This window comes from Noviluteimonas gilva (genome assembly GCF_009740395.1).
Classification (GTDB): domain Bacteria; phylum Pseudomonadota; class Gammaproteobacteria; order Xanthomonadales; family Xanthomonadaceae; genus Noviluteimonas; species Noviluteimonas gilva.
In genome coordinates this window covers 20,161-34,206 of sequence record NZ_WOXT01000001.1, presented here as the reverse complement: position 1 = coordinate 34,206, position 14,046 = coordinate 20,161, and the positions used below count along the sequence as shown (strand labels likewise).

14 protein-coding genes are annotated in these 14,046 nt (G+C 66.8%); 11 read left to right on the top strand and 3 right to left on the bottom strand.

What is annotated here, in order from left to right; all coding sequences use genetic code 11:
* Positions 1-85 precede the first annotated feature (85 nt).
* From rluD to GN331_RS16610, 5 genes are read left to right on the top strand one after another with little or no spacing between them, the layout of a single operon-like run.
* Positions 86-1,075: a 23S rRNA pseudouridine(1911/1915/1917) synthase RluD gene (rluD, locus tag GN331_RS00185; protein ID WP_156639397.1), complete on the top strand. Its 990-nt coding sequence runs from the start codon at positions 86-88 to the stop codon at positions 1,073-1,075.
* Entirely contained in the window at positions 1,072-1,797 is a 726-nt protein-coding gene (gene pgeF / locus GN331_RS00180) for a peptidoglycan editing factor PgeF (RefSeq protein ID WP_156639396.1), read from the top strand. Before rluD ends, pgeF begins: the two co-directional genes overlap by 4 nt.
* Positions 1,785-2,123 (top strand): YbbD-related protein, encoded by a 339-nt coding sequence (locus tag GN331_RS00175; RefSeq protein WP_156639395.1) that lies wholly within the window; start codon positions 1,785-1,787, stop codon positions 2,121-2,123. Before pgeF ends, GN331_RS00175 begins: the two co-directional genes overlap by 13 nt.
* Complete coding sequence (locus GN331_RS16615) at positions 2,120-2,650, top strand: DUF4166 domain-containing protein (protein WP_231734303.1); 531 nt, start codon at positions 2,120-2,122, stop codon at positions 2,648-2,650. Before GN331_RS00175 ends, GN331_RS16615 begins: the two co-directional genes overlap by 4 nt.
* Complete coding sequence (locus GN331_RS16610) at positions 2,637-3,047, top strand: thiol-disulfide oxidoreductase DCC family protein (protein WP_231734302.1); 411 nt, start codon at positions 2,637-2,639, stop codon at positions 3,045-3,047. Before GN331_RS16615 ends, GN331_RS16610 begins: the two co-directional genes overlap by 14 nt.
* Here GN331_RS16610 and GN331_RS00165 read toward each other — a convergent pair.
* A complete protein-coding gene (locus tag GN331_RS00165; RefSeq protein WP_156639393.1) occupies positions 3,044-4,162 on the bottom strand; it encodes a saccharopine dehydrogenase family protein in 1,119 nt (372 codons plus the stop codon). The genes GN331_RS16610 and GN331_RS00165 overlap by 4 nt on opposite strands.
* Before the next feature lie 4 nt (positions 4,163-4,166).
* On the bottom strand, positions 4,167-4,841 hold the full coding sequence (locus GN331_RS00160) for a lysophospholipid acyltransferase family protein (protein WP_231734301.1): 675 nt from the start codon (positions 4,839-4,841) through the stop codon (positions 4,167-4,169).
* 184 nt (positions 4,842-5,025) lie between these two features.
* On the opposite strand from GN331_RS00160, the gene clpB reads away from it, so the two are divergent.
* Genes clpB through GN331_RS00145 form a run of 3 tightly spaced genes read left to right on the top strand, consistent with a single transcriptional unit; the run spans position 5,026 to position 9,813 of the window.
* Entirely contained in the window at positions 5,026-7,608 is a 2,583-nt protein-coding gene (clpB, locus tag GN331_RS00155; RefSeq protein WP_156639391.1) for an ATP-dependent chaperone ClpB, read from the top strand.
* Between the two features lie 41 nt (positions 7,609-7,649).
* The gene (locus tag GN331_RS00150; protein ID WP_156639390.1) at positions 7,650-9,506 is read left to right on the top strand and encodes an ABC-F family ATP-binding cassette domain-containing protein; all 1,857 of its coding nucleotides are present in this window, start codon (positions 7,650-7,652) and stop codon (positions 9,504-9,506) included.
* A gap of 22 nt (positions 9,507-9,528) precedes the next feature.
* Positions 9,529-9,813 (top strand): FmdB family zinc ribbon protein, encoded by a 285-nt coding sequence (locus GN331_RS00145; protein WP_156639389.1) that lies wholly within the window; start codon positions 9,529-9,531, stop codon positions 9,811-9,813.
* A gap of 75 nt (positions 9,814-9,888) precedes the next feature.
* Here the strand turns inward: GN331_RS00145 and GN331_RS00140 are convergent, their stop codons facing one another.
* Positions 9,889-10,959: a GGDEF domain-containing protein gene (locus GN331_RS00140; protein WP_156639388.1), complete on the bottom strand. Its 1,071-nt coding sequence runs from the start codon at positions 10,957-10,959 to the stop codon at positions 9,889-9,891.
* Positions 10,960-11,076: 117 nt separating this feature from the next.
* Between GN331_RS00140 and aspS the strand changes: the two genes are divergently transcribed.
* From aspS to GN331_RS00125, 3 genes are read left to right on the top strand one after another with little or no spacing between them, the layout of a single operon-like run.
* Complete coding sequence (aspS, locus tag GN331_RS00135; RefSeq protein WP_156639387.1) at positions 11,077-12,855, top strand: aspartate--tRNA ligase; 1,779 nt, start codon at positions 11,077-11,079, stop codon at positions 12,853-12,855.
* Positions 12,852-13,379 carry a GNAT family N-acetyltransferase gene (locus GN331_RS00130; protein WP_156639386.1) on the top strand — a complete coding sequence of 176 codons (528 nt, stop codon included), beginning with the start codon at positions 12,852-12,854 and terminating at the stop codon, positions 13,377-13,379. Before aspS ends, GN331_RS00130 begins: the two co-directional genes overlap by 4 nt.
* Positions 13,376-13,996 (top strand): alpha/beta fold hydrolase, encoded by a 621-nt coding sequence (locus GN331_RS00125; protein ID WP_331713303.1) that lies wholly within the window; start codon positions 13,376-13,378, stop codon positions 13,994-13,996. The genes GN331_RS00130 and GN331_RS00125 overlap by 4 nt, the downstream gene beginning before the upstream one ends.
* Positions 13,997-14,046: the final 50 nt, after the last annotated feature.

Here is a 14,046-nt window from a genome sequence, read left to right as displayed (position 1 = left end):
CGGGAAGGCACGAAGGGCCGATAATACCAGTCCAAAGAACCACGCCGGACCGGGCCATGCCTCCGGCGGCTGAACCGGAGTACCGATGACACCCAACGATCAAGCCGCGGGCGAGCCCACGCGCACCGCCGTCGTCCCCGACGAGGCCGCAGGCCGTCGATTCGACGCCGTCGTGGCCGATTTGTTCCCCGAATTCTCGCGATCGCGGCTTTCGGAGTGGATCAAGACGGGCGATGTGCTGCTCGACGGCCGCCTCGTGCGCGGGCGCGATCCGGTCCGCGGCGGCGAGTCGGTGTCCCTCACCGTGGTCCTGGAAGTGCAGACCCACGCGGTGGCCGAGGACATCCCGCTCGATGTCCTGTACGAGGATCCGGCCGTCTTCGTCCTCGACAAGCCCGCGGGACTGGTGGTCCATCCCGGCGCCGGCAATCCGGCCGGCACGCTGGTGAACGCGCTGCTGCATCGCGATCCGGCGCTGGCCAACCTGCCACGTGCGGGCATCGTGCACCGCCTCGACAAGGACACCTCCGGGGTCATGGTCGTCGCGCGCACGCTCGAAGCGCACACCGCGCTGGTCGAACAACTCTCCGCGCGCGGCGTGCATCGCCAGTACCTGGCCGTCGTGGTCGGCGCGCTGGTGTCCGGCGGCACCGCGAACGCGGCGATCGACCGCCACCCGCGCGACCGCATCCGCATGGCCGTGCGCGAAGACGGCCGCGAAGCGATCACGCACTACCGCCTGCGCGAACGCTTCCGCGCGCACACCGCGCTCGAATGCCGCCTGGAAACGGGCCGCACGCACCAGATCCGCGTGCACATGGCGCATCTGAAGCACCCGATCGTCGGCGATCCCCTGTACGGCGGCCCGCTGAAGCTGCCGCGCGGCGCGACGCCGGAGCTGATCGAAGCCCTGCGCGGCTTCAAGCGCCAGGCGCTGCATGCCGAAACGCTGGAATTCGCGCATCCCGTGTCGGGTGAGCCGATCCGCTGCACCGCGCCGGTGCCGGCCGACATGCGCCAGTTGATGGATGCGCTGCGCGACGATCAGCGCTCGGCGACGGAGTCCGGTCGATGACGTCGACGCGGGCGGAATGGCCGGTGTCGGATCGCGTCGAAGCGTTCACGACGCAGCGCCACGGCATCGGACATTCGCTCGCGCCCTTCGACACCTTCAACCTCGGCCTGCGCAGCGGGGACGACGCGGCGACGGTCGAACGCAATCGTGCGGATCTCGTCCAACGCTTCGCGCTGCCATCCGCGCCGCGTTGGCTGCGACAGGTCCACGGCACCCGCGTCGCGATCGAACCGGACATGGAGGAACCCGAAGCCGATGCCGCGCTCACGCGCACGCCGGGCACGGTCCTGGCGATCCTCACCGCCGACTGCATGCCGGTCGTCTTCGCCTCGCGCGCCGGCGACGAACTCGCCGCCGCGCACGCGGGCTGGCGTGGGCTGGCCGCGGGCGTCCTCGAAGCGACGCTCGACGCGATGCGTACCCCGCGCGACGGCATCGTCGCCTGGCTCGGCCCCGCCGCCGGTCCGCAGTCCTACGAAATCGGCCGCGAAGTGCACGACACCTTCGTCGCGCACGACCCGGCGGCCGAATCCGCCTTCGTCTCCACGCGCGAAGGGCACTGGCGCGTCGACCTGTACGCGCTCGCGCGCCAACGCCTCGCGGTCGCGGGCGTGACCGATGTCCATGGTGGCGGATTCGATACGATCGCCGACGCAAGCTACTTCTCGCACCGCCGGGATCAAACGACAGGACGCATGGCGACAATTGCATGGCTTCGGTGATTGCGAAGGTCGTCCTGGTCGTCGTCGGCCTGCCGATGTTGGCGGACGGCGCGGTCCGCTGGTCCGACTACGAGGACGAGCGTTCGTTCGCGACCTACGAGCAAGCGCGCCCCGAGATCGGCCATTGGCTCCCCGAAGATCTTCCGGCATCCGCGTCGAACATCGACCTGACGTCCAACCTCGACGTCAACATCTCGTGGTTCGAGTACGACGCGCCCATCGACGCGGTGCCCCGCACGTGCAAGCCGACCGGGCGCCTGCAATTCGAATGCGATCGCTATACCCTGGAATGGAGCGGGCACTGGCTCGGCAGATACGCGCTTTGACCACGACCCTTTTCCGCCGCGTCCTGCGCGAACAATTCGATCGCCTCGCGCCGCAAGTCCGCGCGCTGCACACCGTCGAACGCGAGACCGTTTGGCGCGGCGAAGCGACGATCACGCGCGGCACGCATTGGCTCGTGCCGTTCTTCGCATTGACCACGCAGCTTCCGCCCTCGGCCACGAACGTCCCGACGCAAGTGACGCTGGCGCCCGACGGCGATGGCGAAACCTGGCGCCGCGATTTCGGCGGCGCGCGCATGGCGTCGCGTTATCGCGCGTGGAACGATCGACTGGTCGAGAAACTCGGCCTGGTCGAGTTCTATTTCTCGCTCGGCGAACACGACGGCGAACTACTGTGGGCGACCACCGGCGTGCGCTTGCTCGGCGTCATTCCGCTGCCGCCGACGTGGTTCGCACGCGTGCGCTGCCGCGAACGCCAGAACGGTGAGCGCTTCGAATCCCTCGTGGAAGCCGCGCTGCCGTGGATCGGCCGCATCATTCGTTACGAGGGCTGGCTTGAACAGGCCTGACGCCACCGCGACGATCGTGTTCGACGGCACCTGCGTGCTGTGCAACGGCTGGGTGGATTTCCTGCTGCGGCATGACGGCCGGGCGCGTTATCGCTTCGCGGCGATGCAGGGCGCAAACGGGCGTGCGTTGCTCGCGGCGCATGGGCTGGATCCTGACGATCCGTCGTCGTTCCTGTTGATCGATGCGCAAGGCGCGCATCGGGATACGGACGCGATTGCCCGCGTTGTCGCCGGCCTCGGCGGTGCATGGCGCGTGGCGCACGCGATGCGCGTGATCCCGAAGTCGCTGCGCGACCGCTTGTATCGGCTGGTCGCACGCAATCGCTATCGTTGGTTCGGGCAGCACGCGGCGTGTCGCGTGCCTGCGCCGCACGAGGCGCATCGTTTCCTGGATTAAGGCAGCGTCGTCAGCGATGTCGTGATCGCGGGATCGTCGAGCGCGTCCACGCACGCCTGCAGCGTGAATAGATCCAGGCACGCCGTCGCACCACTGCCGGTCAGCGTTCCGCGTGCGAGCTTGCGCGCGAGGACGACCGCCGGTGTCGCAGGAATGCGCGGGCCCGTGCCCTCGCGCGCGACGATCGTCCATCGCAAGCGCAATGGCGCGCCGTCGTGCCCGCGGCCGCACATGTCGACATACATCAGCCCGATATCGCTGCCGCTCGACAACCAGCGTTCGCTGATCGCCAGCAGAATTTCGGCGCGATCGGGCAAACGCGAATACAGCCCCGCACGCACGAACCAACTCGCGCACCACAAGCCGAAATGCATGCGGCGCAATTCGAGCCCCGCGCGGAAATCGCACGTACGCAACTGCGGATAACGCCGCGGCAACACACCGACATCCGGCACTTCGCACCGCGCGAACCAACGCGCGCCGACGCCTTCGAACGTCTCGCGCCGCAACGACTGCCACCCATGCACGCGGCGGAACGCACCGTCGACCTTCGCCATGAACGGACGCCCGACGTAACCCAGGATCGCGCGCGTCGTCGCCAATCCCCGTTCCGTGCGGTTGCCGGGGCTGATGCCCGATTCGACGGTTTCGAGCGTCGCGAACCGATCCGCGTGCGCTTCGATCACCGCCGCGCTGATGCCGGGCACGCTGCTCGCGCCGGTGATCGCGCGTCGGCCGCAGGATTTCGCCAATGCATCGAGCGCGTCGAACCCTTCGACGAACGCGCGCCCATCCGCGAGATCGACGTAATGCGCACCGAAGCCCAAGGTTGCACGCGCGACGTCGTATCCCTGCGCCTGGAACGGCCCGGCCGTGTGGATGACCAGATCGGGACGCGCGCGACGCAATGCTTCGTCGAAGCCGCCCGTGATGTCGATCGCTTCGGCTTCGAGCGTCGCGCGCGCGGTCGGCCGCAACGCATCGCACAACGCGGAGGCTTGCGCGACATCACGCCCCGCGACGATCACCGCCATGTCCGCATCGCCCGCCAACGCTTCGACGATGCGCCGGCCGAATTGGCCGTAACCGCCGAGGACGAGGACGCGGAAGGTCATCGCGTCAGGTTTGGCCGAGCAGCGCCACGATCTGTTCGCGCGCGCGCTGCGTCAGCGCGTTCCGCTCGTTCGCCTGCAGGCCCGCGGTGTCGATCGGCGTGCCGAAGCGCACGCGGATGGTGCCCGGCCGCACGATGAACCCCGCGGGCGGCAACACCTTGCCCGCGCCGTCGATCGCCACGGGCAACACCTGCACGCCGGCTTCCAGCGCCAGCTGCAGGGCGCCGGCCTTGAACGGACCGACCACGCCGTCCTTGCTGCGCGTGCCTTCGGGGAAGGCCGCGAACGTCGCATTGCCGCGCAATTTGTCGGCCGCGGCGCCGAGCTTGCGCCGGGCATCGCGCGCGTTGCCGCGATCGATGAACACCATGCCCATCATCCGCGCGTACCAACCCACGATCGGGACCGACGCGACTTCGCGCTTGAGCACGAAGCGCAAGGGCACGGGCACGGCGCGGAACAAGGACGGGATGTCGATCATCGACTGATGGTTGGCGACGAGCACCATCGGCCTGGACCAATCGATGCGTTCGGCGCCCTCGACCTCGAGCTTCGCGCCCGCGCCGGCGAACAACAGCGGCGACCAGTACCAGGCCGCCAGGCGCAGCGGCATCCGCGGACCGAGCAACACGCTCAGGACCAGGGCGACCGGGAACCCCACCAGGGTGACCACGACCATGAAAACCGCCTGCAGCGCGTTGAGCGCCCCCCACATCCACCGCGCCATGCGTCTTCGACCGCCGAGCCTGAAAAACAGCCGACAGGATACCCGGACCGGCGCTTGCATCCGGCCTCCACGCCCGCACATCCACGCTATTCGCCGGCCCCGGGGCCGGCCCCAGCCTCCAGGAGGTTCCATCCCCATGCGAATGGACAAACTGACGTCGCGATTCCAGGAAGCGCTGTCCGACGCGCAATCGCTGGCCGTCGGCCGCGACCACAGCGTGATCGAGCCGGTCCACCTGCTGGCCGCGCTGCTCGACCAGCAAGGCGGTACCGGCCGCTCGGTCCTCACCCAGGCCGGCGTCAACGTGCCGCTGCTGCGCGAACGCATCGGCGAGGCGCTCGACAAACTGCCGAAGGTCTCCGGCCAGGCGGGCAACATCAGCGTCGGCAACGACCTGGCGCGCCTGCTCAACGTCACCGACAAGCTCGCGCAGCAGCGCGGCGATACCTTCATCGCGAGCGAGTTGTTCCTCCTCGCGCTGGCCGACGACAACACCGAGGCCGGCCGCGCGCTCAAATCCGCCGGCGCGTCGAAGCAGAAGCTCGAAGCCGCCATCGACGCCATTCGCGGCGGCGAGAAAGTGCAGAGCGAAAACGCCGAGGACCAGCGCCAGGCGCTCGCGAAATACACCATCGATCTCACCGAGCGCGCCGAGAAAGGCAAGCTCGATCCGGTCGTCGGCCGCGACGAAGAAATCCGCCGCACCATCCAGGTCCTGCAGCGCCGCACCAAGAACAACCCGGTGCTCATTGGCGAGCCGGGCGTGGGCAAGACTGCGATCGTCGAAGGCCTCGCGCAGCGCATCATCAACAACGAAGTGCCCGAAGGCCTTCGTGGCCGCCGCGTGTTGTCGCTCGACATGGGCGCGCTGATCGCCGGTGCGAAGTTCCGCGGTGAATTCGAAGAGCGCCTGAAAGCCGTGCTCAACGACCTGGCGAAGAACGAAGGCCAGATCATCCTGTTCATCGACGAGCTGCACACGATGGTCGGCGCCGGCAAGGCCGAAGGCGCGATGGACGCCGGCAACATGCTCAAGCCCGCGCTCGCGCGCGGCGAGCTGCATTGCATCGGCGCGACCACGCTCGACGAATACCGCAAGTACATCGAGAAGGATGCCGCGCTCGAGCGCCGCTTCCAGAAGGTCTACGTCGGCGAACCGAGCGTCGAAGACACCATCGCGATCCTGCGCGGCCTGAAGGAAAAGTACGCGCTGCACCACGGCGTTGAGATCACCGATCCGGCGATCGTCGCCGCGGCCACGCTGTCGCATCGCTACATCAGCGACCGCCAGTTGCCGGACAAGGCCATCGATCTGATGGACGAAGCGGCCTCGCGCATCCGCATGGAGATCGATTCCAAGCCCGAGGAACTGGATCGCAAGGAACGTCGCCTGATCCAGCTGAAGATCCAGCGTGAAGCCTTGAAGAAGGAAAAGGACGCCGAGTCGAAGCAGCGCCTGCAGGATCTGCAGGACGAAATCGATCGCCTCGAACGCGAATACAACGACCTGGAAGAAGTGTGGAAAGCCGAAAAGGCCACGCTCCAGGGCGCGACGAAGATCAAGGAGCAGATCGAACAGGCCAAGCTCGAACTCGAAGCCGCGCAACGCAAGCAGGATTTCGCGACGATGAGCGAAATCCAGTACGGCCGCTTGCCTGAGTTGGAGAAGCAATTGCAGGCCGCGCAGGAAGTCGAATCCAAGGGTTTCACGCTGCTGCAGGACAAGGTCACGGCCGAAGAAATCGCGGAAGTGGTGTCGCGCTGGACCGGCATTCCGGTCAGCAAGATGCTCGAAGGCGAGCGCGAAAAGCTGCTGCAGATGGAGTCGGTGTTGCAGAAGCGCGTCGTCGGCCAGGCCGAAGCGGTGCGCGCGGCCTCCGATGCGATCCGGCGTTCGCGCGCGGGCCTGTCGGATCCGAATCGGCCCAATGGGTCCTTCCTCTTCCTCGGCCCGACGGGCGTGGGCAAGACCGAACTGACCAAGGCGCTGGCGGATTTCCTGTTCGATTCGCCCGACGCGATGGTGCGCATCGACATGAGCGAATTCATGGAGAAGCACTCGGTCGCGCGCCTGATCGGTGCGCCTCCGGGCTACGTCGGTTACGAAGAAGGCGGTTATCTCACCGAAGCGGTGCGTCGCCGGCCGTACAGCGTGATCCTGCTCGATGAAGTCGAGAAGGCGCATTCGGACGTGTTCAACATCCTGTTGCAGGTGCTCGACGACGGGCGCCTGACGGACGGGCAGGGGCGCACGGTCGATTTCCGCAACACGGTGATCGTGATGACCTCCAACCTGGGGTCGCAGATGATCCAGGAGCTCTCGGGCGAAACGCCGGAGGCCTACACGCAGATGAAGGCCGCGGTGATGGGCGTGGTCCAGGCGCATTTCCGGCCGGAATTCATCAACCGGCTCGACGAGATCGTCGTGTTCCATCCGCTCGACAAGGCGCAGATCCGCGAGATCGCGCGCATCCAGACGCAATACCTCGGCAAGCGCCTGGCCGAGCGCGGCATCCGCATTTCGATCGGCGATTCGGCGCTCACCTTGCTGGGCAACGTGGGGTTCGACCCGGTGTACGGCGCGCGCCCGTTGAAGCGGGCGATCCAGCAGCAGCTGGAGAATCCGCTGGCGCAGATGATCCTGTCGGGCGAGTTCGTGAGCGGCGATGCGATCCAGGTCGAGGCGGAAGGCGGGAAGTTGTTGTTCAGGAAGGAATGAGGGCGCGTTCGGGCCCTCCATCCAGCTAAAATGGCCGGCTTATGATTTCTTTCCGCAATTTCGCCCTCCGCCGGGGCGAACGCCTCCTGTTGTCCGACGTCGACCTCACCCTGCATGCGGGGTGGCGCGTGGGCGTGGTCGGGCGCAACGGCACGGGCAAGACCTCGTTGTTCGCCGCGCTGATGGGCGAAGTGGAGCCCGACAAGGGCGACCTCGACCTGCCGGGCAAGGCGCGCATCGCCTCGGTCGCGCAGGAAACCCCGTCGCTGCCCGATTCTGCGATCGACTTCGTGCTTTCCGGCGACCAGGCCGTGCACGACGCGATCCAGATGGAAGCCAACGCGTTCGCGAACGAAGACTGGGAAGCGGTCGCCGTCGCGCACCACAAGCTGGAAGAGCTCAACGGCTACGACGCCACCGCGCGCGCGGGCCGCTTGCTGCACGGCCTGGGCTTTCCGCCGGAAACGCACGCCAAGGCGGTGTCGGATTTCTCGGGCGGCTGGCGCGTGCGCCTCAACGTCGCGCGCGCGCTGATGACGCCGAGCGATTTGCTGCTGCTCGACGAACCGACCAACCACCTCGACCTCGACGCGGTGCTGTGGCTCGAACAATGGCTGCTGCGCTATCCCGGCACGCTGCTGGTGATCTCGCACGACCGCGAATTCCTCGACAACATCTGTACGCACACGCTGCACCTGCACGAGCAGCGCGCGAAGCTCTACACCGGCGACTACACGGCGTTCGAACGCCAGCGCGCCGAGCAATTGCGCCAGCAGCAGATCGCGTTCGAGAAGGAACAGGTCGAGCGCGCGCACCTGCAGTCGTTCATCGATCGCTTCAAGGCCAAGGCGAGCAAGGCGAAGCAAGCACAGTCGCGCATGAAGCGCCTGGCGAAACTGGCGGGCACCGAAGCCGTGCGCGCCGAACGTTCGCTGCACATCACCTTCCCCGAGCCGCAGAAGCTGCCGACCTCGCTCGTGCGTTTGCGCGATGTCGATGCCGGCTACGGCGAGGTCAAGATCCTGGGCGACGTGAACTTCGGCCTGGAAGCGGGCGATCGCGTCGGTTTGCTGGGCCCGAACGGCGCCGGTAAATCCACGCTCGTGAAGACGCTCGTCGGCGAACTGCCGCTGCTCGCGGGCGAGCGCATCGCGCATCCGGACATGCGCATCGGTTACTTCGCGCAGCACACCGTCGAATCGCTGATGGCGGGGCAGACGCCCATCGATCATCTGCGCAAGGTGGCCGGCGATCTGCCCACGCAGGTGTTCCGCGATTTCCTCGGCAAGTGGAATTTCCCGGGCGACCGCGCGTTCGAATCGATCGACGGCTTCTCCGGCGGCGAAAAGGCGCGCCTGGCGCTGGCGATGATCGCGTTCAAGCAGCCCAACGTGCTGCTACTCGACGAACCGACCAACCACCTCGACCTCGACATGCGCGAAGCGCTCGCCGAAGCGCTGAGCGATTTCGATGGCGCGATCGTGCTGGTGTCGCATGACCGACACCTGATCGGCCTGGTCTGCGATCGCTTCGTGCGCGTGGCCGACCACAAGGTCGAAGACTTCGACGGCGACCTGGATCAATACGCCGCATGGTTGCGTTCGCGACCGGGCAGCGAGTCGTCGAAGGCCGAAAAAGCTGCGAAAGCGCAGGCCGTCGCCGCACCGCCGCCGCCACCGAAAGCGCCCGCGAAGAAGATCAACACGCACGCGTTGCAGAAGGCTGAAGCGCGCGTGGCGGAGCTGGAGGCGAAGATCGCGCAGATCGACGCGCAACTCGCCGATCCGAAGGCCTATGCCGATGGACGCGCGAGCGATCTCGGCAAGGAGCAATCGAAACTGCGCAGCGATCTCGAACGCGCCGAAGCCGACCTGCTCGCCCTGTACGACGCCGCCTGACCATTCAACGAGCCGACATTCCATGCCCATCTACGCTTTCGAATGCACCCACTGCGGCCACACCTTCGACCGCCTGCAGAAGATGGCCGACGCCGACCCGACCACGTGCCCCGTGTGCGGCAAGGAAACGGTGAAGCGAGCGATCACCGCGCCGTCGTTCCGCCTGTCGGGCAGCGGTTGGTACGAGACCGACTTCAAGAAAGATGGCGACAAGAAGAAGAACTTGACGGGCGAGGCGAGTAAGCCGTCGGAGTCGAAGCCCGCTGAATCGAAGCCTGCGACGTCGAAGCCGTCGACGTCCGAGTAAATCAAGAGCGCCACTTCGGACGGACGACTCGCCGCGCGACGTGGTGCGCCGTCCTTCCGAAGAGATCGCTCCAACTCAAGCCGCGACGCCCGCGCTCCACTGCACGATGCGATTGCGCCCACCACGCTTCGCAGCCAGCAACGCCAAATCCGCGCGATGCAACAGATCGGAGAGCGTCTCGCTGCCGTCCCATTCGGCGACGCCCACGCTCGCGGTACACGAGTATCCGTCGACCGCCAACGCACCGATGCGTTCGCACACCGTGGCGATGAATCGCTCCGCTTCCTGCGCGTGCATGCCGGGCAGCAGCAGCGCGAACTCTTCGCCCCCGACGCGCCCGATCAAACGGTTTTCGCCCTGCAATTCCAGCAGGCAATGCGCGACGGCGGCCAATAGCTGATCCCCGACGCGATGCCCACCCTCGTCGTTCACGCGCTTGAAATGATCGAGGTCGACGAAGCACGCACTCAGCACTTCCCCCGGCCGCATGCGCAGCAGCATCGCTTCGCCCGATTCGATGAAATGACGGCGATTCAACACGGACGTCAGCGCATCGAGTCGTGCGCGTTGTTCGAGTTCTTCCTCCGCGAGGAAATACCCGCGGCGCGCGTTGTCGACCGTCGCGTGCATCGCCATTGCGATGACCCCGCCGACGACCGCCTGGATCCCGTAGGCCAGCCACACCGTGCTGCCCGCCGCGCTGTGCCACAGGGCCAGCGCGCCGGCGAGATAGGCGAAGACGATCGCGATGAACACCGTCCGCGCGCGCGCCCAGAACGGCGCGGTCACCAGCGGCGTCGCCACGAACATCGGCAGCAGCAGCGCGAGCCCGCCGTGCCCCGGGCGCGTGCTCAGGGCGCAGAACACGAGGAACAAGGTCTGCAGCGCCACGCCCGCCCAGGCGAACAGGTCGGCGCTGCGCACGGTCCGCATCCACAGGCCGATGGCGCCCAGCAAGACGATCCCGGCCCAGGTGAGCGGTGCCCGCAGCCAATCGATCAGGGGCGCCGGCATCAGCAGCGCCTGGATCACGATGAAAATCAGGAAGAACACCGGCGCGAAAAGCACCAGCCGCCGCAGGCGCGTGCCCTGCCAGCCGAACATCCGTTGCACGTACGCCGCCTCGCGTTCCGGCGGAAATACCATCGGCTGCCCCTCGCGACCCCTTGTTACAAGCCAAACGGCGCGAGCGGCCGGGGGAGGACGGGCTAGAATGACGCCCTTTCCGGCGCCCGCGCCGGTGGCAACTCGAACGGAACCCCCATGCGTACCCACTTCTGCGGCCTCGTCGACGAGGCGCTGATCGGCCAGACCGTCACCCTGTGCGGCTGGGCCGATGTCGCCCGCGACCTCGGCGGCCTGTGCTTCATCGACCTGCGCGACCACGAAGGCATCGTCCAGATCGTCGCCGAACCGTCGGATACCGCCGGCAACGCGGCGGTCGTCGCCGCCGCCGCCCAGGTCGGTTATGAGGATTGCCTGCGCATCACGGGCACCGTGCGCCGCCGCCAGAGCGTCAATCCGAAGATCAAGACCGGCCAGGTCGAAGTGGTCGCGACGCAGATCGAGCTGCTCAACAAGGCCGAGCCGCTGCCGTTCCACGCGCACGAGAACCCGGGCGAAGACATCCGCCTGAAGTACCGCTATCTCGATCTTCGGACGCCGGAAATGCAGCGGATGATGCGCACGCGCATCCAGCTGGTGCAGTCGCTGCGCCGCTGGCTCGATGCGCGCGGCTTCCAGGACATCGAAACGCCGATCCTCACCAAGGCCACGCCCGAAGGCGCGCGCGACTTCCTCGTGCCTGCGCGCATGCATCCGGGCGAGTTCTACGCGCTGCCGCAGTCGCCGCAGTTGTTCAAGCAGATCCTGATGATGGCGGGCTTCGACCGCTACTACCAGATCGCGCGCTGCTTCCGCGACGAAGCGCTGCGCGCCGATCGCCAGCTGGAATTCACGCAGCTGGACATGGAGTTCGCGTGGGTGTCCGAGCGCGACGTGCAGGACACGGTCGAGGAAATGATCCGCGTCGTGTTCCGCGAAGTGATGAACGTCGAGCTGGCCAATCCGTTCCCGCGCATGACGTATGAAGAAGCGATGCGCCGCTACGGTTCGGACAAGCCGGACCTGCGCAACGCGATGGAATTCACCGACATCGCCGAGTTGGTCAAAAACTGCGAATTCAAGGTCTTCACCGATTGGGCGAACCACGCCGACGGCCGCGTCGTCGCGTTGCGCACGCCGGGTGGCGCGGTGTTCTCGCGCAAGCAGATCGACGACTACGCCGCGCACGCCGCGAAGTACGGCGCGAAGGGCCTGGCGTGGATGAAGATCGACGATCTGGGCAAGGGCCGCGAAGGCATCAACTCGCCGATCGCGAAGTTCCTCGACGACGCCACGCTCGATGCGATCCTCAAGGCCACCGGCGCGCAAACCGGTGACGCGATCTTCTTCGGCGCCGCCACCTACAAGTCCGCGTCCGACTTCATGGGCGCGCTGCGGTTGAAGCTCGGCAAGGACCTCGGCCTCGTCAGCGATGCCTGGACGCCGCTGTGGATCACCGACTTCCCGATGTTCGAATGGGACGACGAAGAGAATCGTTTCGTCGCGCTGCATCACCCCTTTACCGCGCCGGCCGTGGATTCGATCGAAGACCTGCGCGCGAACGCGAAGACCGCCGTCTCGCGCGGTTACGACATGGTGCTCAACGGCAACGAGATCGGCGGCGGTTCCATCCGCATCCACAACTCGAAGATGCAGAGCGCGGTGTTCGAATTGCTCGGCATCGGCGCGGAAGAAGCGGAAGGCAAGTTCGGCTTCCTGCTCGACGCACTGAAGTACGGCGCGCCGCCGCATGGTGGCATCGCGTTCGGCATCGACCGCATCGCCGCGCTGATGGCGGGCACCGAATCGATCCGCGACGTCATCGCGTTCCCGAAGACCACGACCGCGCAATGCCTGATGACCGGCGCGCCGTCGCCGGTGCCGGATGCGCAGCTCGCCGAAGTGCACGTGCAGGTTCGCGAGAAGCCGGTCAAATGAGTCACGACGTGATCCGTCGCGCGACATCGGACGATGCCGCGGTGTTGTCGGATGTCGCCGAGCGCGCGTTCGTGCGCGCGTTCGGGCATCTGTATCCGCCGGCGGATCTCGCGCAATTCCTGCACGACAGCTACTCCGTCGAGCAGCACACGAAGTACCTGTCCGATCCCAAGTGCGCGATGTGGATTGCCGAACGCGACGGCGAAGCGGTGGGCTACGCGCTCGCCGGCCGCCCGTGCACGCTGCCGCATGATGAAGTGCGCGCGGAAGACGGCGAACTCAAGCGCATCTATCTGTTGCCCGAAGCGCAGAACGGCGGCCTGGGTTCGCGCCTGATCCAGACCGCGTTCGATTGGCTGGAAAAAGACGGCCCGACGACGTTGTGGATCGGCGTGTACTCGAAGAACTTCGGTGCGCAGCGATTCTACGAGCGCCTGGGGTTCGAGAAGGTCGGCAATTACGAATTCCTCGTCGGCAGCGTGCGCGATCCGGAATTCATCCTGCGCCGCGCGCCCGCCGCGTGAAACGCACCGTCGTCCTGCTGCACGGCCTGTGGATGCCGGGCATGGCCATGCATTCGCTGGCCAAGCGTTTGCAGGAAGCCGGTTACGACACCGAAGTCTTCTCTTACATGAGCGTGGCCGACGGGCCCGATCGCGCCGTGCAGGCGCTGGTCGACACAATCGGCACGCGTGAAGTCGATCTGGTGGCCCACAGCCTGGGCGGCCTGATCGCAATGCAGGCCCTGCGCCAGGCGCCGCACCTCAAGGTCGGCCGGCTGGTCTGCATGGGCTCGCCGCTCAAGGGCAGCGGCGCGGCGTCGGGCTTGCTGCGCTTGCCGATGGCGGGGCTGCTGCTGGGCCAGAGCGCGGCCTTGCTGCGCGAAGGCTTCCCCGATTGGACCGGCGCCACGCAGGTCGGCGTGGTCGCCGGCAACGTGCCGCATGGGCTGGGCGCCTTTTTCGCCGGCTTCGCGGACACGCACGACGGCACGGTCGCGGTCGATGAAACCCGTCTGCCGGGCGTGGCCGACCACGTGGTCATCCCCGCCAGCCACAGCGGGCTGCTGTTTTCCCAGGAAGCCGCCGACCGCGCGATCGCGTTCCTCGGCACCGGTCGCTTCGACGGGCAGGGTGCGTAAGCGTTTCCCCCTGTAGAATCCGCGCCTTCGCAACGCAGCTCCAGGTTTCC